We start from the raw sequence: 17,873 nt of genomic DNA, 5'->3' as shown, positions 1-17,873 counted from the left end.
GGAAGCTCCGCGCAACCGTCCCGGTCGAAAACTTAATTCCCCGACTACCCGGCGCGCGCTATCTTCTGTATCACTTCGCCGAGCGCCCGGATTTTTCCCATGAGAGGCGAGTGAGCTTGATTAATTTTCGAGGCCTGACGTGAGCCGACCCGACACATTGCCAGATTTTAGCAATCCGCCTCTGAACGAGGTCGTTCTCGGCGTTCAGTTCTCGACTCCTCGGGGATACCAGCAAATCCGAGCCTATGAGGTATGGCAGCTCTACCGGGAGCAGTTCCCAACGGTGGAAGAGCAGCCACCGCTTGCGCCGACCTTCGAGACATTCGGCCTCCCGAGCGGGCCGCAATTGAGCTTCAACATGACGACCGGCGCTCAGCATGATCGCTTTTGGTTTCTGTCGCCGAACAAGGATGAGCTCATCCAATTTCAGGACGACCGGATTCTGCACAACTGGCGGAAAGTCGGCGACATGTCGAACGAGTACCCGCGTTTCGAGCGGATGGTCGTCCGCTTCGAGGAGGAGCTCCGAGCATTTGACAGTTACGTCAAGAACCTCGCTTCGCAGACCCTCAACATCACTCAGTGCGAAATCTCGTACATCAATCACATCTATCTCGACGGTCCCGAGAGGAGCCTCAACGTTTCGGATGTCTTCCGTTTCGCTCAGTTTTCGGGTGAGAAGCCGGAGGACTTTTCCTCGACCTTCCGGCGCACCATATCGGATGCGGACGGAGCGCCCATTGGTCGGCTGCATAGCGAGGTTCAAACCGGCTTGAGCAATCTGAACGGACAGCGAGTTCTCGTATTTACGCTGACCGCTCGTGGTGCGCCATCGCAACCGACAATTCCAGGCGCGTTAGAATTCTTGAAAGTAGGACGTGAGATGGTAGTGAATACTTTTACAGACCTCACAACTGATTCCGTACATGAAATTTGGGGTAGGAAGCTATGAGTTCGGCCACAGCGTTTAGCGCGTATTCGCGGGGCTCTTGGACCCCTAGGGCATCCTCGGGCAGTGGGACTGCCGTGCTCGAACAGGCGGCTTCGCCGTCTCGTAGGATGACTGCGGCACAACGCATAGTCGTTCAAGCTCCGACTCGCGATTGGCGGGAAGTGGTCGAAACTAAGTTGCAAGACCTCATCCGGCTTGACGTGGGATGGGATGGCTATCGCGGTCAGCCCGTCAGCTTCGAGACGGCAAACTTCGCTGTGCGGATGCTCGAAAGCATTCTCCCCTCGGGCGCTCCGGCTCCTCAGGTGATCCCCGGCATCTCCGGCGACGTCCAGATAGAATGGCATACCGAAGCGGGCGACATCGAGCTTCACGTTCGCCGACCCAACAGTGTCCATGCATGGCGTGAGACCGACGCGACCGGCGAGGACGGCGAGGAGGTCGAGCTCACCTTCGACTTCCGCCCGATTGTGTCTTGGATCAAGCAGATTTCTGAGGCGACCGCTGATGCTGACGCCGCCGCCGCGTGACCTGAACGGCGTTGTCGAGCCTCACGATCACCCTGAGATTTCGAACGATGGCGGAGTGATCCGTCGCATTCCTCAGCATTGGGTCGTCCCCGGGAAGGATGGGAGCCCCCGGCTTTCATCGATGGCTTTCAAGGCTTCATCTGGTGAAAACGCTGGCATGTCGATTGATCTAGAAGCATTGATCGTCGCGGCGGGCCTTGACCCTCGGACTTATGTCAATAATCCTAAATGGGTCGGGTCCGTGCGCTTTACCGCCGGGAGTCTTCGTGATGAAGGCTTCATGGTCGGATACGACCCCTTAGATGCAGAGCCCCCGGATCAACCCGCTAATATCTTCCACGGTGAGGTTTGGGGAAACTTCTCCAAGGGAAAGCAGCGCAGACTTGCCGAAATCGCTGCATGGTTCGTCGAGCTCCCCGGCGTGTCTCTGACAGCCGGATGAAACGGCACTACGCCACTGCCACGACGGAAAGGCGCTCGTCGAGCTAATTCACCGCAATGCCTTGCCAAGCAAGATAAGCAGCGACGAACACGGCACCAACGCCGACGGTCCAAATCATGACATTGGATGCTCTTTGGAGGTCCTCTGCACTTGCCGCCATCGCCTTCCTGTTTGCTTTAATCATCTCATCATAGAACGCAATCTGCTCAGCAAGTGCGTGACTTAGGTCCTTTCCACTCGCGACATCTGATTTCCAACTTGACGGATCGTTGCCAACAAACTCGAAATCCACTGGGCGCGCTGCTTCGAAAGCAAAAATTGCAGAAACGATGAAACCTCCACGATCGTGTCCCGGCGCGTGGTGTAGCTGGTTGGTAGCGAAGCCGCTCGCGAGCGCGCCCTCCAATGTGCTGTAGGGAGCGGGCGGCGTAGCGGTGGTCACCAGTGTTTTCCGGTAGGGTCGGGTTGCTTAGAGCCAACCTGAGGGACACCACCGATGACCGACGACATGATGAACCTGCGCTCACTCGTTGAGAAGAGTGCTGATGCCGATTTGCTGCGCGAGATGATCGGCTTTGCTGCCGAGAAGCTGATGGCGCTGGAAGTGGGCACGAAGACCGGCGCCGGCTATGGCGAGAAGAACAGCTTCCGACTTGCCCAGCGCAACGGCTACCGCGACCGGGACTGGGAGACACGAGCAGGGACCGTCGAGCTGCGCATTCCCAAGCTTCGCACAGGCAGCTATTTCCCGAGCTTCCTGGAGCCGCGCCGGATGGCCGAGAAGGCGCTGACGGCAGTCATTCAGGAGGCTTACATCCAAGGCGTTTCGACCCGATCCGTCGATGATCTCGTCAAGGCCATGGGCATGAGCGGCATCTCCAAAAGCCAGGTGAGCCGCCTGTGCGAGGAGATCGACGAGAAGGTGAAGGCCTTCCTCGACCGCCCCATCGAGGGCGAGTGGCCATATCTCTGGATCGATGCCACCTACCTGAAGGTTCGTCGCGGCGGTCGTATTGTCTCGGTAGCGGTCATCATCGCGGTGGGTGTGAACACTGACGGCCGGCGCGAGGTGCTCGGCATGGAAATAGGCACATCCGAGGCAGAAGCGATCTGGACCGAGTTCCTACGCAAGCTGACCAGACGAGGCCTGCGCGGCGTCAAGCTCGTGGTCTCCGATGCACACGAGGGCATCAAGGCAGCCGTGTCGAAGGTGCTTTCCGCCACATGGCAGAGGTGCAGGGTTCACTTCATGCGCAATGCCCTCGCTCATGCGGGCAAGAGCGGACGGCGTGTCGTCTCCGCCTTCATCGCCACGGCCTTTGCCCAGGACACCCCGGAGGCGGCAAGCACCCAATGGCGCAATGTCGCCGACCAGATCAGGCCGAAGGTGCCGAAACTCGCCACGCTGATGGATAGCGCCGAGCAGGACGTGCTCGCCTACATGACCTTTCCCAGGCAGCACTGGGCAAAGCTTCATTCCACAAATCCGATCGAGCGTCTCAACGGCGAGATCAAGCGACGCACAGAAGTCGTCGGCATCTTCCCCAACGACGATGCCATCGTCAGGCTCGTTGGGGCGCTGCTGCTCGAGCAAAACGACGAGTGGGCCGTTCAGCGATCCCGCTACATGACACTTGAGACCATAGCAGCAATGAGCGATGATCCACTTATCAGCCTGCCAGCCGCAAGCTGATCAATTCCCGGCTTTGTCCGGAAGGCACGGCCAGCGCCGGAGCTACACCACGCAGTGGGACACGATCTTCCACTTATCAGCCTGCCAGCCGCAAGCTGATCAATTCCCGGCTTTGTCCGGAAGGCACGGCCAGCGCCGGAGCTACACCACGCAGTGGGACACGATCACCTCCACCGATGAATAAGCCTAGATAAGCAAGCTCTGGCGCGGCGCTTTGGTGAATTGCAAGCGCAGCACCAATGGTCGCCACTGCCACGGCGGATATAAAACCAAGGAACGTCATTGCGCGAGTATCAGCAGCAATGGCGGCTGTTAGTTGTGCCGATAACCTTGACTCCGCCTCGCGCAATATCTCTTGTAGTACCTCGCGGTCTGCGCCTTTGAGAGTTTCTGCAAGAGATTGTTCCATGATGAACACCGTCACTTTTCAACCTGAGAAGCCCCCCACTGAGAAGAAAAGTGGTTATGGTGAGCGCTCTATCAATACCCCTAGACCTGATGCCCCACGTCCGCCACCTCCTCCTTCTCACAAGCCACCACCTCCGCGTCCGAAGGACAAATGAGTGTGCCTCAGTGATCGGGCTCAGAAAGGTAGTTTGCGCATGTCAGCGCTGATTACTCTGACGGGCTCTGATTTTGAGGGAGCACTCGGAAGAGCGGTCAGGTGCCAATCGCAACTCCCAACCCTTCCAAGATGCGATAGGCGAGATATCAGCTTCGATCTTCCAACTGGATGTATCGATGAACTTTCGTGTTTCTCTCCCGTATCCCATACTCCGACTAACGCATATGAAGGTGCCTTCTTGCGCTACAACAATTGATCCGGGCGTGGGATCGTCCGAAGAAGGGTCACCGCGCAACAGTATATCCCATTCCGACGCGCAGCAAATTTGATTGAACTGCGGAAGTTCAGCCAAGTCGAATGCTGGCTCGTTCACCGTCTCTCTCAACAGAAAGTAATGCAGTCGTTGGCTCGCATTAAAAGCAACGAAGCCATAGCTCATCTCGCTTGCGCCATTTTGTACTATGAGAAGATTTCCCGCAGCAACCTCATTGGCAGTCACAACCTTAAACTCAGGGAAAACTCTCATGGCTGTTATCTCCGGTTGGAATGGAATTCGGCATGGGCGATGTCTGATACGAGCCTGACGGATTGTGATAGACCTTGCCTTGCCCCCTACTCGGGATGGATGAGCTTACGATGACTTGAGCGTGAGCGGAAGAATTGTTGCCGAAACTTCTGTTCCTGTAACAAATGAAGCCCAGCTGGTCATCATTTGCCTTCGACGTTCTAAGGCAGTTCCGCGCCTATAAGCCCCTTCTACTCCACCAACCGTATGCGCGAGCGCTTGTTCAGCAAGCTCTCGCGGAAAGGTAGTGTTATCACCTGCCCAGTCGCGAAACGACGACCGGAAACCATGGACTGTTATCCCCTCTCGAATTCCCCGAGCACACATTGAGAGGGCCATATCTGAAAGCAATGTTCGCGCGCGGATCGATGGAAAGACAAGCTCTGATGGATCGTCGCTCTGACGCAACTGCGCCACTTCATCTATGATACCGAGCGCTTGATCCGAGAGCGGAATGACGTGCTCTCTGCCTGCCTTCATGCGAGCAGCCGGAACCGTCCAAGTTTTTCCCTCTTGGTCTATTTCACCCCACGTAGCCCCACGCGTCTCACCAGATCGCGCTGCCGTCAGGATCGTAAACGCGAGGGCTCTCGCGCTGACACTGTTGAGTGCCGAGAGCTTCTGCCAAAAATCGGGAACTTCAGTCCACGGAAGCGCCGGGTGATGCCCACGTTGCAACTTTGATACCCGAGGCAGGAGCGCTTCCAAGTTCCCCTTAAGCGTGGCAGGATTTGGACCCGGTCGAAGTCTGCGGGCGATGGCAGCAGCGAGCACAGTTTCAATGCGGCCCCTCACCCGTCTCGCGGTCTCATTCTTCTTAGTCCAGATCGGGGCGATGCAACCAAGTACATCATCGGTCTCAATCTCATCTAGCTTCAAGTCCCATAGGGATGATGCGTAGTCGCGAAGTGTAGTTTCCCACTGCATCGCATGCTTCGCGTTGCGGAACCCTTCCTTGAGACCCGGAACCTTCCTCTCGCGCCCACGGCTGTCGGTCTCTGTGTAACCGTTCAGCAGGTCAGTCGCGAACTTCCCGAAGGATGCCGTATTCGCCTCTCGATCCTCAGCCGCCTTCGCTGCGGCACTCAAGCGATGCTGTTCAGCTCGATCTTCGATAGGATCGACACCCCGCACCAAAAGCTTCCGTGCCTCGCTTGCCGCGTCGCGAGCGTCTTTCAATGAGACAGCAGCTTGCGGGCCTAGCCCCATTTCTCGCTGTTTGGCACCGAACCGATAAATGAAGAGCCATGACTTCCCTCCCCCCTTTCCAACCACAAGATACAAGCCTGCCCCGTCGCCGTAACGACCCGGCTCCCTGACGGTCTCCACAAACCGTGCTGTCAACTTAGTTACCTGCCGCCCCATGATCGCTCCTTCGAATTCCGTTCCGTCCGCCACGGAGCAGAAATGGAGATCGGCCCCAGCAGCGACCCCAGCACTTTCCCCAGCGGAAAAATCGAATTGTGGCGATCACTAAAACACATTCGCGGACGATTGCGAAGCGAACAACATGTTTTCATGGGCAAAATTTGATCAGCGCCGAACGAATGAGGACAATCCCGAACAGTTACTTGGCAGACACCTCTTCCGCCAAAAATTCATTTGTCCATACCGAAGACACAGGTAACATTGTGTACCTAAGACATGGGTGACAACCTCGTGCCGAACGGGTTGTCGATGGTTTTCCATGCCTGTTGACGTGGCCATGTACCGATGAATTCCGGTATTGCACCTCAACCGCCTTTCGGCCCGGCCTTCGTTTTCAACCTCCTAGGAACCTCTTCTGCCTGCACTCGTTGAAAATGATCAACGGAGGAAGCAGACATGGGAATCGATAACGCAGAGACCAAGGTCGGCGAGGATGCCGCAAAGAGTCTTCAAAGGAGCGCAGAAGCCGACGAGCGCACAACGGAGGCCTCTATGGGGTCTGACTTAGCGAAGGGCGCCGATCGGTTTGAGGAGCGGTCTAAAAGTTCCGACGGCAAAAGTGCCGGTGCGAAACAGGAAGAAACCGACAATCAGGGCTAAAGATCGCGTGTAAGGGCGTTTGGGCAACGCATGCGCTCACCTTTCGCGCCGGTGATGCTGCGGCGCAGATCACAAGAGCGCGACAACCTTGACACGCTGTTGCCAAGGACCAACTGCGTCGCTAAGACCCGGGGATGCAGACACAACATTTCCGGATCATCGCCTGGGTTCTGCTCGGCCTATGCATTGCAGCCACGGTCGTGCCGATCGGATTTCGACCGCATGCGGCGATGCCTGCTGATGCCGATCGTGCGCTTGCCTTCGCAGTGCTGGGTGTAGCTTTCGGGCTGGCTTATCCGCGGCGGTGGCTGACTGTAGGCCTCTTCCTCGTTCTCGCGGCCTTTTCAATCGAATCGCTGCAGTTTCTCTCGCCCAGCCGGCACCCGGGCCTCTCCGATGCAGTAATCAAGGCGCTTGGTGCACTCTTCGGCGTCGTGTTGGCGCATGGAATGCTGCGGCTTCTGCGTCGACGCCAGCAAGCCTGACGGCAAGCGACCGATGACGCGGTACACTCTGCGGGGTTTTTCTACCCGGCTATCGCGATAACCTTACCAATCTTTCACTGGGGAGTTGAGGCCAAAGCGGTTATGGCTGCGGAACTCCGGATCTCGAAGGCTTGACCCGGATCTATTGCGGGGCATTGCCGTTCGGTCAGTGTCCCACCCGACATCATTAAGCGAGGCCGGCGTGACCACCGACAAGAATAAGAGCGATCCTCAAACCTCCCCTGACACCGAAGCCATGCGGGGTCTGCTTGCCCAGTCCCGCAAGCGCAAGTCGCGCTGGGGAATGCGGTTCTTGATCCTCGCCCTTCTCCTCGGCGCCGGTTACGGCGGCTATCTTCTGACGAGCAAGTCGGTCACCTATAGCTACAGCACGGCCGCAGTAAAAGCTGGCGACCTCACGGTTCTGGTCACCGCGACCGGGTCGGTGGAGCCGACAGTGCAGGTGGACGTTTCAAGCGAACAGTCCGGCACCGTCCGCGAAGTTCTGGCGGACTATAACAGCGTGGTGAAGAAGGGTGAAGTGCTGGCGCGGCTCGACACCGAGAAGCTCAACGCCGAACTGAAGAGCAAGGAGGCAGCGCTCGCTGCCGCTCATGCCAATGTCGCCAAAGCCAAGGCCGACGAATTGTCGGCGCAGGCGACCGTCAATCGGTTGACCACGCTGGTTGGCAGCCGTGTTTCCACGCAGCAGGATCTCGACTCGGCAGTTTTCAATTCTCAGGCAGCCCAGGCAACCCGCGAGAGCGCCGAGGCCAATGTGACGGCGGCGGAGGCGGATCTCGAACAGGCGAAACTCTCGCTGCGCAAGGCGACGATCGTATCGCCCATCGACGGGATCGTCCTGTCTCGCGATGTCGACAGCGGAGCAACGGTCGCCGCCTCGCTGGAAGCGCCGACCCTGTTTACGCTGGCCGGCGATCTCCGCCAGATGGAATTGCAGGTGTCCATCGACGAGGCCGATGTCGGTCAGATTGCCGTCGGGCAGAACGCGACCTTCACCGTTGACGCGTTTCCCGACAAGCGTTTTCCCGCCAAGATCACCGACGTGCGCTATGCGTCGGAGACCGTCAACGATGTGGTGACCTATAAGGGCATCCTGTCGGTGCGCAATGACGACCTGCTGCTGCGCCAGGGCATGACGGCAACGGCCGACATCGTCGTGCGATCGATCAAGAATTCCCTTCTGGTGCCGAACGCGGCGCTCCGCTTTACGCCGCCACAAATGGCCGTCGCAACCGAAAAGTCGCAAGGCGGTGGCGGCATCTTCAGTCTGTTCCGCCCGCCCCGCGAGAAGCCCATCGGCGCGCCTGAGCCGACGGGTAGCGAGCGGACAATCTGGGTGTTGCGCAATGGCGAGCCGGTTGCCGTCAATGTCGAGGTCGGTGCCAGTGACGGGCAAAATACGGTGCTTGAGCGCGGCGAGTTGAAGGAGGGCGATCTGGTGATCACCGACTCCACCACGAAAACCGGCTGAGGCGGCTCATGACCCCTGCCCCACTCCTCGAATTTCGCCGGATCTCGCGCACCTATGGCCAGGGCGAAGCGACGATCCATGCGCTGAAACAGATCGATCTGCAGATTGAAGCGCGGGAGTTCGTCGCCATCATGGGGCCGTCCGGCTCGGGCAAGTCCACCGCGATGAACATCCTCGGCTGCCTCGATGTGCCGAGTTCCGGGCAGTATCTCTTCCAGGGGATCGACACGACCGGCTTCGATCGGGCGCAATACACGCTGCTCAGGCGGCATATGCTGGGCTTTGTCTTCCAGGGCTTCAACTTGCTGGCGCGAACGTCTGCGGTCGAAAATGTCGAACTGCCCTTGATCTATCGTGGCATGGACAGCCGGGAACGGCGCCAGCGGGCGACGCGGGCGCTTGGGCAGGTGGGGCTGAGCGGGCGCGAGAACCATACGTCGCAGGAACTTTCCGGAGGGCAACAGCAGCGTGTGGCCATAGCGCGCGCCATCGTGACCAGTCCGGCCGTGCTCCTTGCCGACGAACCGACGGGCAATCTCGATACCAAGACCAGCCGCGAGATCATGGACCTGATCACCTCGCTCAACCGCGACCTGGGCATCACCGTCATCATGGTCACGCATGAGGACGACATTGCAGCTTACGCCAAGCGGAACCTGCGTTTCGTCGACGGGCAGATCCAGTCGGACAGTCTGAATACGGGATCATCCGACGGTGGTGCAGCGATTGCGGAAGGGACTGCCGATGTTCACTGAGACCATCAAGCTTGCGCTTCGCGCCATCAGCCGCAATCTCTTGCGCTCCTTCCTGACCGTTCTCGGCGTCGTCATCGGCGTCGCCGCCGTCATTGCCATGGTTACGATCGGCAACGGTACAACGGCGCAGGTGTCCGCCGAGATCTCGAAACTTGGGACCAATCTCCTCTTCGTGCGCCCCGGACAGTTCGGTCCCGGCCGCGCCTCGACTGATGCGAAAAAGTTCACCATCCGCGACGTCGAGGCAATCCGCGATCAGATCGGCGGATTGCGGGCCGTGGCCGCGGTCAACCAGTCGACACAGACCGTTATTTTCGGCGGGCAGAGCCGCTCGACCACGATCATCGGAACCGGGGCCGACTATCTTGTGGCACAAGACTGGACACTGGCCAGTGGCCGCACATTTCTGACCTCGGAGGAACGCGGTGGACAGGCTGTCTGCCTGATCGGGGAAACCGTGCGGTCCAAGCTGTTCGGCTCGACGCCGGCGCTGGAACAGTCGATTCGGGTTGGGAGCGTCTCCTGCCAGATCATCGGGGTTCTCGGCAAAAAGGGTCAGAGCGGCATGGGCAACGACCAGGATGATGTCGTCATGATGCCGCTCAAGGTGTTCCAGCGGCGCATAGGCGGCTCGACCGACGTCTCCAGCATCATGCTCTCCGCGAAGGATGGCGTCTCGACGTCCAAGGTGCAGTCGGATGTCGAGCGCTTGCTGCGCGAAAGGCGCAAAATCGTGTCGGGGCGAGAGGACGATTTTTCGGTGAACGACATGACGCAGATGGCCGCAACGCTCACCGGCACGACCACGCTGATGACCGGGCTTTTGAGCGCGGTCGCCGCCGTCTCGCTGCTGGTCGGCGGCATCGGGATCATGAACATCATGCTGGTATCGGTGACTGAGAGAACGCGCGAAATCGGCATCAGGCTTGCGATCGGCGCCGTCGAAAGCCAGGTGCTGATGCAGTTCCTGGTAGAGGCGGTGACGCTGTCGGTCTTCGGGGGGATTGTCGGGATCGCGCTCGGGCTTTCCATTGCCTATGGCACAGTCACCCTGCTCGGCGTACCCTTCGCGGCCAGCCCGTCCATCATCCTGCTCGCCTTCGCCTTTTCGGCGGCGATCGGCATGATCTTCGGCTATTTCCCGGCAAGACGCGCCGCGCAGCTGAACCCGATCGATGCGCTGAGGCACGAATAAACGCGCGCTTCTGACGAAACTCCAGAAACGTAACGCCCGGTTCAAGACCGGGCGTTCTCGATTTTCAAAACAGGCACCAAGCTCAGCCGACGAACGCCCGCTCGATGACAAATTCTGCTGGCTTGTTGTTGGCGCCTTCGGTGAGGCCTGCCTTTTCCAAGAGTTCCTTGGTGTCCTTCAGCATCGCGGTCGAACCGCAGATCATGCCGCGGTCGACTGCGGGATCGAGCGGGGGTACGCCGAGATCGGCGAAGATCTTGCCGTTTTCGATCAGGTCGGTGATGCGGCCCTTGAAGGGATAGTCTTCGCGCGTCACCGTCGCATAATGCTTCAGCTTGTCGCCAACGAGTTCGGCGAGAAACTCGTGGTTCTTGATCTCGTCGACGAGGTCGAAGCCGTATTTCAGTTCGGCGACGTCGCGGCATGTGTGGGTGAGAATGACTTCCTCGAACTTCTCATAGGTTTCCGGATCACGGATCAGGCTTGCAAACGGCGCGATGCCGGTGCCGGTCGAGAACATGTAGAGGCGCTTGCCCGGGGTGAGCGCGTCGAGAACCAGGGTCCCCGTCGGCTTCTTGCGCATCAGCACCTTGTCGCCCGGCTGGATGCGCTGCAGGTGCTGGGTGAGCGGCCCATCCGGAACCTTGATCGAGAAGAATTCCAGTTCCTCGTCCCAGGATGGGCTGGCGATCGAATAGGCGCGGTAGATCGGCTTGCCCTCGACCATCAGGCCGATCATGGCGAATTCGCCAGAGCGAAAGCGGAAGCCGGCCGGTCGGGTCATGCGGAAGCGAAACAGGCGGTCGGTATAATGCGTCACGCTCAGTACCGTCTCGGCAAACACACCTTCGGGCACGATCAGTTCGGCATTGTCGGTCTTCACGGGAGCATTCATAGGCTGTCGGTCCTATCGTTTGGCGATCGGGATCAGCCTATAATTCAGACTTTCCCATTCCACAATTCAGCCGGCCTGCAGATTCTGCAGCCGATATATCCATCAAAGCGAAGGCGGCAACCTTGACCAGGGTCAAATGCCGCCTCCAGTGTGTCATTTCGACTCTCAGGCGCCTGTCGAGCCGATGCGGCGCCAGCTGAAGCCGCCGGTGGTCCCGGCATCCCGGGCCGTCGGCTGGTAACGCTGGGCCACGCCCGTCAGACAGTTTTCAGCGAGGCGGCGCTGGGCGACCGCATTGGAGACCGAAAAGCTGTCGAAGCCTGTCCGCAGCATGAGCGGTACCTGGTCGATCAAGACGTCACCGACGGCGCGGATCTCGCCCTTGTAGCCAAGGCGCTCCCTGAGCAAGGTGGCATGGCTGAAGCCGCGGCCGTCGTTGAACGCCGGGAAGGCAACGGCGATGAGATCAATGCGTGCGAGATGAGGCTCGAGCTTGCGGACGTCGTCGGCCGGGGCGATCAGAACGCCGAGGCCAATGTCGTTGGTTTCCGCTACCGCGCTGAGGAAGGCGTCGAGCCCGAGCACGGGCCTTTGCCCCTCGGCTGCCTTCACCTCGTCGGTCTCGATGACCCAGTTGTCACCTTCGACGAAGCCGGTTTCTTTCCAGATCTTGGTCATGCTGTCTCTCGATCCTCAGGCGGCTTGGACGGCGTTGCCGTAAAGTGCGTCCTTGAACGGCTTAGGACCGACGCGGCGATAGGCTTCCAGGAAGGTTTCTTTCGGATCGAGGCGCAGGCCGAGATAGGTGTCGACAATCATCTCCACCGCATCGGTGACCTTTTCCGGCTCGAAACCGCGACCGATGATTTCACCGATCGAGGAATTCTCGTCACCGGAACCACCAAGTGTGATCTGGTAGAGTTCGGCGCCCTTCTTCTCGACCCCCAACAGGCCAATATGCCCGACATGGTGATGGCCACAGGCATTGATGCAGCCGGAGATCTTGATCTTCAACTCGCCGATCTCTTCCTGACGGGCCTGCGATCCGAAGCGCTCGGAGATCGCCTGCGCGACAGGAATCGAGCGGGCATTGGCCAATGCGCAGTAGTCGAGCCCGGGACATGCGATCATGTCGGTGATCAGGTTGGAATTGGCCGTGGCAAGGCCGGCTTTCTCCAGAGACTGGTACAGAGTGTAGAGATCGCCCATCGCCACATGCGGCAGGATGAGGTTCTGCTCGTGACTGACGCGGATCTCATCGAAAGCCAAGCGTTCGGCGAGATCGGCAACGAGGTCCATCTGCGCATCCGAGGCGTCGCCGGGCGTGCCGCCAATCGGCTTCAGCGAAATCGTCACCATGCCGTAATCCGGATGGCGATGCGGCTTGACGTTCTGGTTGACCCAGGTGGCAAACGCCGGATCGGCTTTCTTGGCGCGGGCGAGCGCTTCCCAGCCGTCGGCGCGGTCGGGGAGTGCCGGCGGGGCAAAATAGGTTTCGATCGCGCGGATATCAGCTTCCGGCAGCTTCAACTCGCTGTCACGGATCTGATCGAACTCCGCTTCAAACTGCCGTGTCAATTCCTCGACACCCGTCTCATGCACGAGGATCTTGATGCGGGCCTTATACTTGTTGTCGCGGCGGCCGTGCAGATTGTAGACGCGCACAATGGCCGTGATGTAGGTCAGGAGGTCGGCTTCGGGCAGGAAGTCGCGCACTTTCTTGGCAATCAGTGGCGTGCGGCCCTGGCCCCCGCCGACATAGACCGCAAAGCCGATTTCGCCAGCCTCGTTCTTCTTCAGATGCAGGCCGATGTCATGGACCTGGATTGCGGCGCGGTCGCTCGGTGCGCCGGTCACGGCGATCTTGAACTTTCGGGGCAGGAAGGAGAATTCCGGATGCAGAGACGACCACTGGCGCAGGATTTCGGCATAGGGACGCGGATCGGCCACTTCGTCGGCGGCAGCACCGGCGAAATGGTCAGCCGTGACGTTGCGGATGCAGTTGCCTGAGGTCTGGATCGCATGCATCTCGACGCTTGCGAGATCCTTCAGGATGTCAGGCGTGTCCGACAGCTTTGGCCAGTTGTACTGGATGTTCTGGCGGGTAGTGAAATGGCCGTAACCGCGGTCATACTTGCGCGCCACATGAGCGAGCATGCGCATCTGCTTCGAATTCAGCGTACCGTAAGGCACCGCGACGCGCAGCATATAGGCGTGCAGCTGCAGATAGACGCCGTTCATCAGGCGCAGCGGCTTGAAAGCGTCCTCCGCCAGCTCGCCGGACAGGCGGCGGGCGACCTGGTCGCGGAACTGTTCTACGCGCGCAGATACGAAGGCGTGGTCGAATTCGTCATAACGATACATCTGTTACCTCAAGCCTCAGGCGGCGATGAATGCGGGATCGGCATAACCGTGACCTTCCGCATATGCAATGGTCGGTCCTTCGGCGCGGATACGCTCGCGAAGGCGCAGGGGACGCAGCCGCCCCTCCTTCTCCTCAACCTCGATCACGTTGACATCAACGACGAGATTGCTGGCGAATGCCTGCTTTCCGGCGGCTTCGAGAGCTGCGACCGCTTCGGCGTGACGCGCGACAATGGCGTCCTGCAGGCGCTCGGTCCACTGCCCGCTGGCGTCCAGCCAGACGGCAATACCATCGGTCAAGCGGTTGGCGGTCAAGACGTGATCAACCATGGTCAGTTCCTCGCGGTTTCCAGTTCGGCCGACAGTCTCAGCCCGAGTGGTTCGGAGCGGCTGAAATCGGCGCCGGCGACAGCATCGCCGATGATTACCATGACCGGACCGGTGAGCTCCGCACGAGCCTCCAGTCCTGGCAGTTCCTTCAGGGTGCCGTGCAAAAGACGGCTGTCGCGGCGGCCGGCATTTTCGACGACAGCGACGGTCGTATCCTCGGCAAGGCCACCGGCCATCAGCCTTTCTGCGACCGAGGCGGCCACCGTGCGGCCCATATAAACGGCGACGGTGGCACCGGACAGTGCCAGGCGCGCCCAATCCGGCAGGACGTTGCCCTGCAGATCGTGCCCGGTGGTGAAGACCAGCGACGAGGAAACGCCGCGCAGGGTCAACGGCAGTTCGAAATCTGCGGCGGCGGCGAGCACCGAGGTCACCCCGGGTACGATCTCATAAGGGATGCCGGCGTCACGCAGCGCTGCCATCTCCTCTCCCGCACGACCGAAGATCAGCGGATCACCGGATTTCAACCGGACCACTCGCTTGCCCTGCCGGCCAAGGTCGACCAGCAGGTCGTTGATCTCAGACTGGGACTTCGAATGGCAGCCCTTGCGCTTGCCGACCGGAATGCGTTCGGCATCGCGGCGGCCCATGTCGACCACTTCGCGCGGGACAAGTGCATCGTAAACGATGGCGTCGCATTCCATCATCAGACGATGGGCGCGCAGCGTCAGCAGATCTTCGGCGCCCGGGCCGGCCCCCACGAGGAAAACGCGACCTTCAACGCGGTCTGCGGCGGCGCCCTTCAGGAGCCGGGTGGCCTCGCGCCGGGCCAGGCTGATCTCATCCGATTCGACATGATCGGCGACCTTGCCCTTGAAAAAGTCGCGCCAGAAGAGGCGTCGGGGCGCGCCGCGAGGCACGAGGCGATCGACGGCGCGGCGATAGGAGTTGGCGAGACGTCCAAGCTTACCGAGCGACCGCGGAAGCAGACGGTCGACATCCGCCCTGATCATCTGCGCAAGCACCGGGCCGACACCTTCGGTCCCGATCGCGACCGCAATCGGGGCGCGGTTCACAAGGGCCGGTGTGTAGAAATCGCACCAGTCCGGCTGGTCGACGGCATTGGCCGGGATGCGCGCTGACCGCGCCGCGGAAACGATCTCTCTGTCGAGAGCTGCATCGCCGGTCGCAGCGAACACGAGGCGAGCGTCCTGAACCTGGGAAGGATCGAAAGGACGCGCGACCCGTCCGATGTGCTGGCTCGCGAGAAACGCCGCATAGTCCGGCTCCGGATCAACAGCATAAGCGACGATGCGCGCCTCGGTATTCTTCAGAAGACGGACCTTGGCATAGGCTTCGTCGCCCTCGCCGAAGACGGCGACGACTGCATTCTCGACCTTGAAGAAGGCCGGGAAAACGGAAAGCTGTTTCTCGTGATCTGCCATGACTGCCCAAATTCCAGTGGGTCGCATAATGGCCTTTATAGGCCAGCCATTGAAGAAACAGAAATCCCCTACCCTCCGTGCCAGCGTATTTCTTTCCTAGGCATCCCGTTCTGGCGAGCAAAACTCACCGCAGTGGCTTCGCCTCGTTATCCCTGACTGACACCTGTGGGGAATGTGGAAAAACCTGGAGACGGCCAATCATTTTGCTTCGGCGACCGTCGCGCAGGCGTTAGAGTCGAGGCATACTGGCCCTGGAGCAACACGTGACCTCAACAGAACTCACCCGCCGACTCCTCGACGTCATCGAGCATGACATCCTCCCGCTGACTGCCAAGGGCGTTGCTGCCGGCAACAAGGTGTTCGGTGCCGCCGTGCTGCGCAAGTCAGACCTGTCGCTGGTCGTGGCCGAGACCAACAATGAGTTGGAAAATCCGCTCTGGCATGGCGAGGTGCATACGCTGAAGCGGTTCTATGAGCTCGGCGAGCGGCCGGACACCAAGGACCTGATATTCCTTTCGACGCATGAACCCTGCACCATGTGCATGTCGGCGATCACCTGGGCAGGCTTCGACAATTTCTATTATTTCTTCAGTCACGAAGACAGCCGCGACGCCTTCGCCATTCCCCATGACCTGAAAATCCTGAAAGAGGTCTTTGGGCTAGAACCGGGCGGTTACCGACGCCAGAACGCCTTCTGGCTGAGCCATGCGATGATCGAGATGGTGGCTTCCGCCAGCGACGCAGAACGGCCAGCGCTCTTCGAACAGGTGAGCCGTATCAAGGCGGCCTATGAGCGGCTGTCCGAAACCTATCAGTCCTCCAAGGACGACAACGCCATTCCGCTCAACTGAGCCATCGGCGTTTCTGGGGGGCTGCAATCGAGGATTTCTGCACATGCCAATGATCGACCATATCTCTCTCGCGATAACCGATCTTGGACGGGCACGCCGCTTCTACACGGCGGCTCTTGCGCCCCTGGGTGCGGTGGAGGTGGCGGTTACCGAAGTTTCCGCCGGCTGGGCCGTAGACGGTGCGGACGATTTTTACGTCAATCTGGTGGAGCCGGGCTCAGTCACCAACAATCCGAAGACCCACTACGCGCTCTCGGCCCCCACGAGGGCTGCCGTCGATGCATTCCATGCTGCGGCTCTGATCCATGGCGGAACGGATGATGGGGTCCCTGGCCTGCGTCCTCGATATCACCCCAACTATTATGCGGCCTTCGTCATCGATCCGGATGGACACCGCATCGAGGCTGTGTGCCATCGCGCACCCGAATAAACGAAAGCAGTTCAATGGAAGCTTCACAGGACATTTCCCGCCTACTCGAAATCATGGCAGCGCTTCGCCAGCCGGAGACCGGCTGCCCCTGGGACATCGTCCAGACCTTCGAGACGATCAAACCCTATACAATCGAGGAAGCCTATGAAGTGGCCGACGCGATCGAGCGGCAGGATCCGGACGATCTGTGTGAAGAACTCGGCGACCTGCTGCTGCAGGTGGTGTTTCACGCCCGGATTGCAGAAGAGGCAGGACAGTTCAGTTTCGGCGACGTGGTCGAGGCGATCACCCGAAAAATGATCCGCCGGCATCCGCATGTCTTTGCGCGCTCCGATGCCGATACGCCCGAGGCGGTGAAAGCGCAGTGGGACAAGATCAAGCAGGAGGAAAAGGCGGAACGGGTCGCCCGCCGCGCAGCACGCGGATCGGCCGCTGATCCGGATACCGGCTATCTCGGCTCAGTCCAGCGGTCTTTCCCGGCACTCACCGAGGCGCTGAAGCTGCAGGAGCGAGCCGCCAAGGTCGGCTTCGACTGGTCGGAAGCGGCCCCGATCCTCGACAAGATCGAGGAAGAAATCGGCGAGCTGCGCGAGGCGTTGGCTGAAAACAGGCCTGAGAAGGTCAAGGATGAGCTCGGCGATCTGATCTTCGCACTCGTCAACATCGGGCGGCATGTGGGGGCAGAACCGGAGCAGGCGTTGCGCGGGACGAATACAAAGTTTCGAAATCGATTCAAATATATTGAGACGAAACTTCAAGCAAATAGTGAGGATTTGCGCGATGCTGGCCTGGAGCGGATGGAGGAGCTTTGGCAAGCTGCCAAAGTGATCGAACGGCAGATCGGTTGAACACC

The 17,873-nt window shown here is 59.7% G+C and carries 21 protein-coding genes; 12 read left to right on the top strand and 9 right to left on the bottom strand.

Annotated elements, in window-relative coordinates; genetic code table 11:
* Positions 1 to 139: 139 nt before the first annotated feature.
* The 3 genes from ASE36_RS19250 to ASE36_RS19240 all read left to right on the top strand — a co-directional run bounded on the left by ASE36_RS19250 (position 140) and on the right by ASE36_RS19240 (position 1,924).
* Positions 140 to 952, top strand: coding sequence for a TIGR04255 family protein (locus ASE36_RS19250; protein ID WP_062284513.1), 813 nt, complete (start codon positions 140 to 142; stop codon positions 950 to 952).
* Positions 953 to 1,128: 176 nt separating this feature from the next.
* Positions 1,129 to 1,482: a hypothetical protein gene (locus ASE36_RS19245; RefSeq protein WP_062284516.1), complete on the top strand. Its 354-nt coding sequence runs from the start codon at positions 1,129 to 1,131 to the stop codon at positions 1,480 to 1,482.
* Positions 1,460 to 1,924, top strand: coding sequence for a hypothetical protein (locus ASE36_RS19240; protein ID WP_062284518.1), 465 nt, complete (start codon positions 1,460 to 1,462; stop codon positions 1,922 to 1,924). Before ASE36_RS19245 ends, ASE36_RS19240 begins: the two co-directional genes overlap by 23 nt.
* Before the next feature lie 43 nt (positions 1,925 to 1,967).
* On the opposite strand, the gene ASE36_RS19235 is transcribed toward ASE36_RS19240, so the two are convergent.
* Positions 1,968 to 2,366, bottom strand: a complete 399-nt coding sequence (locus ASE36_RS19235) for a hypothetical protein (protein WP_062284521.1) — start codon at positions 2,364 to 2,366, stop codon at positions 1,968 to 1,970.
* A 54-nt stretch (positions 2,367 to 2,420) separates the two neighbouring features.
* Between ASE36_RS19235 and ASE36_RS19230 the strand changes: the two genes are divergently transcribed.
* Entirely contained in the window at positions 2,421 to 3,617 is a 1,197-nt protein-coding gene (locus ASE36_RS19230) for an IS256 family transposase (RefSeq protein ID WP_062283813.1), read from the top strand.
* A 76-nt stretch (positions 3,618 to 3,693) separates the two neighbouring features.
* Here the strand turns inward: ASE36_RS19230 and ASE36_RS22650 are convergent, their stop codons facing one another.
* The 3 genes from ASE36_RS22650 to ASE36_RS19220 form a co-directional block, all read right to left on the bottom strand.
* Complete coding sequence (locus ASE36_RS22650) at positions 3,694 to 4,041, bottom strand: hypothetical protein (RefSeq protein ID WP_156378715.1); 348 nt, start codon at positions 4,039 to 4,041, stop codon at positions 3,694 to 3,696.
* A gap of 181 nt (positions 4,042 to 4,222) precedes the next feature.
* Positions 4,223 to 4,708, bottom strand: a complete 486-nt coding sequence (locus ASE36_RS19225; protein ID WP_062283808.1) for a hypothetical protein — start codon at positions 4,706 to 4,708, stop codon at positions 4,223 to 4,225.
* A 105-nt stretch (positions 4,709 to 4,813) separates the two neighbouring features.
* The gene (locus ASE36_RS19220) at positions 4,814 to 6,112 is read right to left on the bottom strand and encodes a tyrosine-type recombinase/integrase (RefSeq protein ID WP_062283803.1); all 1,299 of its coding nucleotides are present in this window, start codon (positions 6,110 to 6,112) and stop codon (positions 4,814 to 4,816) included.
* A gap of 459 nt (positions 6,113 to 6,571) precedes the next feature.
* Between ASE36_RS19220 and ASE36_RS23065 the strand changes: the two genes are divergently transcribed.
* From ASE36_RS23065 to ASE36_RS19195, 5 genes are all read left to right on the top strand, one after another.
* A complete protein-coding gene (locus ASE36_RS23065) occupies positions 6,572 to 6,775 on the top strand; it encodes a hypothetical protein (RefSeq protein WP_062283800.1) in 204 nt (67 codons plus the stop codon).
* A 134-nt stretch (positions 6,776 to 6,909) separates the two neighbouring features.
* Positions 6,910 to 7,260, top strand: coding sequence for a VanZ family protein (locus ASE36_RS19210; protein WP_062283796.1), 351 nt, complete (start codon positions 6,910 to 6,912; stop codon positions 7,258 to 7,260).
* A gap of 256 nt (positions 7,261 to 7,516) precedes the next feature.
* Positions 7,517 to 8,755 carry an efflux RND transporter periplasmic adaptor subunit gene (locus ASE36_RS19205; protein WP_082511236.1) on the top strand — a complete coding sequence of 413 codons (1,239 nt, stop codon included), beginning with the start codon at positions 7,517 to 7,519 and terminating at the stop codon, positions 8,753 to 8,755.
* 8 nt (positions 8,756 to 8,763) lie between these two features.
* Complete coding sequence (locus ASE36_RS19200; RefSeq protein WP_062283790.1) at positions 8,764 to 9,510, top strand: ABC transporter ATP-binding protein; 747 nt, start codon at positions 8,764 to 8,766, stop codon at positions 9,508 to 9,510.
* On the top strand, positions 9,500 to 10,705 hold the full coding sequence (locus ASE36_RS19195) for an ABC transporter permease (RefSeq protein ID WP_062283786.1): 1,206 nt from the start codon (positions 9,500 to 9,502) through the stop codon (positions 10,703 to 10,705). The genes ASE36_RS19200 and ASE36_RS19195 overlap by 11 nt, the downstream gene beginning before the upstream one ends.
* A gap of 82 nt (positions 10,706 to 10,787) precedes the next feature.
* Here ASE36_RS19195 and ASE36_RS19190 read toward each other — a convergent pair whose 3' ends face one another.
* The 5 genes from ASE36_RS19190 to cysG form a co-directional block, all read right to left on the bottom strand.
* Positions 10,788 to 11,600 (bottom strand): ferredoxin--NADP reductase, encoded by an 813-nt coding sequence (locus ASE36_RS19190; RefSeq protein WP_062283783.1) that lies wholly within the window; start codon positions 11,598 to 11,600, stop codon positions 10,788 to 10,790.
* A 165-nt stretch (positions 11,601 to 11,765) separates the two neighbouring features.
* A complete protein-coding gene (locus tag ASE36_RS19185; protein WP_062283780.1) occupies positions 11,766 to 12,278 on the bottom strand; it encodes a DUF934 domain-containing protein in 513 nt (170 codons plus the stop codon).
* A 15-nt stretch (positions 12,279 to 12,293) separates the two neighbouring features.
* Entirely contained in the window at positions 12,294 to 13,964 is a 1,671-nt protein-coding gene (locus ASE36_RS19180; protein ID WP_062283777.1) for a nitrite/sulfite reductase, read from the bottom strand.
* 15 nt (positions 13,965 to 13,979) lie between these two features.
* A complete protein-coding gene (locus ASE36_RS19175; RefSeq protein ID WP_062283772.1) occupies positions 13,980 to 14,294 on the bottom strand; it encodes a DUF2849 domain-containing protein in 315 nt (104 codons plus the stop codon).
* Positions 14,295 to 14,296: 2 nt separating this feature from the next.
* On the bottom strand, positions 14,297 to 15,739 hold the full coding sequence (gene cysG / locus ASE36_RS19170) for a siroheme synthase CysG (protein ID WP_062283769.1): 1,443 nt from the start codon (positions 15,737 to 15,739) through the stop codon (positions 14,297 to 14,299).
* Positions 15,740 to 16,002: 263 nt separating this feature from the next.
* Here cysG and ASE36_RS19165 point away from each other — a divergent pair, with 263 nt between their 5' ends.
* From ASE36_RS19165 to mazG, 3 genes are read left to right on the top strand one after another with little or no spacing between them, the layout of a single operon-like run.
* Positions 16,003 to 16,590, top strand: coding sequence for a deaminase (locus ASE36_RS19165; protein ID WP_062283766.1), 588 nt, complete (start codon positions 16,003 to 16,005; stop codon positions 16,588 to 16,590).
* 49 nt (positions 16,591 to 16,639) lie between these two features.
* Positions 16,640 to 17,020 (top strand): VOC family protein, encoded by a 381-nt coding sequence (locus ASE36_RS19160; protein WP_062283763.1) that lies wholly within the window; start codon positions 16,640 to 16,642, stop codon positions 17,018 to 17,020.
* Between the two features lie 14 nt (positions 17,021 to 17,034).
* Entirely contained in the window at positions 17,035 to 17,868 is an 834-nt protein-coding gene (gene mazG / locus ASE36_RS19155; protein WP_062283759.1) for a nucleoside triphosphate pyrophosphohydrolase, read from the top strand.
* Positions 17,869 to 17,873: the final 5 nt, after the last annotated feature.

This window comes from Rhizobium sp. Root274, from assembly GCF_001429245.1.
Taxonomy (GTDB): domain Bacteria; phylum Pseudomonadota; class Alphaproteobacteria; order Rhizobiales; family Rhizobiaceae; genus Allorhizobium.
The sequence above is the reverse complement of the archived record's forward strand: the minus strand, read 5'-3'. Positions and strand labels throughout refer to the sequence as shown.

Excerpts from the sequence above, each read along its gene's own strand:
- ASE36_RS19240 (WP_062284518.1), top strand. The coding sequence starts at position 1,460 with ATGCTGACGCCGCCGCCGCGTGACCTGAACGGCGTTGTCGAGCCTCAC.
- ASE36_RS19230 (WP_062283813.1), top strand. The coding sequence starts at position 2,421 with ATGACCGACGACATGATGAACCTGCGCTCACTCGTTGAGAAGAGTGCT.
- ASE36_RS19225 (WP_062283808.1), bottom strand. The coding sequence starts at position 4,708 with ATGAGAGTTTTCCCTGAGTTTAAGGTTGTGACTGCCAATGAGGTTGCT.
- ASE36_RS19220 (WP_062283803.1), bottom strand. The coding sequence starts at position 6,112 with ATGGGGCGGCAGGTAACTAAGTTGACAGCACGGTTTGTGGAGACCGTC.
- ASE36_RS23065 (WP_062283800.1), top strand. The coding sequence starts at position 6,572 with ATGGGAATCGATAACGCAGAGACCAAGGTCGGCGAGGATGCCGCAAAG.
- ASE36_RS19210 (WP_062283796.1), top strand. The coding sequence starts at position 6,910 with ATGCAGACACAACATTTCCGGATCATCGCCTGGGTTCTGCTCGGCCTA.
- ASE36_RS19205 (WP_082511236.1), top strand. The coding sequence starts at position 7,517 with ATGCGGGGTCTGCTTGCCCAGTCCCGCAAGCGCAAGTCGCGCTGGGGA.
- ASE36_RS19200 (WP_062283790.1), top strand. The coding sequence starts at position 8,764 with ATGACCCCTGCCCCACTCCTCGAATTTCGCCGGATCTCGCGCACCTAT.
- ASE36_RS19195 (WP_062283786.1), top strand. The coding sequence starts at position 9,500 with ATGTTCACTGAGACCATCAAGCTTGCGCTTCGCGCCATCAGCCGCAAT.
- ASE36_RS19190 (WP_062283783.1), bottom strand. The coding sequence starts at position 11,600 with ATGAATGCTCCCGTGAAGACCGACAATGCCGAACTGATCGTGCCCGAA.
- ASE36_RS19185 (WP_062283780.1), bottom strand. The coding sequence starts at position 12,278 with ATGACCAAGATCTGGAAAGAAACCGGCTTCGTCGAAGGTGACAACTGG.
- ASE36_RS19180 (WP_062283777.1), bottom strand. The coding sequence starts at position 13,964 with ATGTATCGTTATGACGAATTCGACCACGCCTTCGTATCTGCGCGCGTA.
- ASE36_RS19175 (WP_062283772.1), bottom strand. The coding sequence starts at position 14,294 with ATGGTTGATCACGTCTTGACCGCCAACCGCTTGACCGATGGTATTGCC.
- cysG (WP_062283769.1), bottom strand. The coding sequence starts at position 15,739 with ATGGCAGATCACGAGAAACAGCTTTCCGTTTTCCCGGCCTTCTTCAAG.
- ASE36_RS19160 (WP_062283763.1), top strand. The coding sequence starts at position 16,640 with ATGATCGACCATATCTCTCTCGCGATAACCGATCTTGGACGGGCACGC.
- mazG (WP_062283759.1), top strand. The coding sequence starts at position 17,035 with ATGGAAGCTTCACAGGACATTTCCCGCCTACTCGAAATCATGGCAGCG.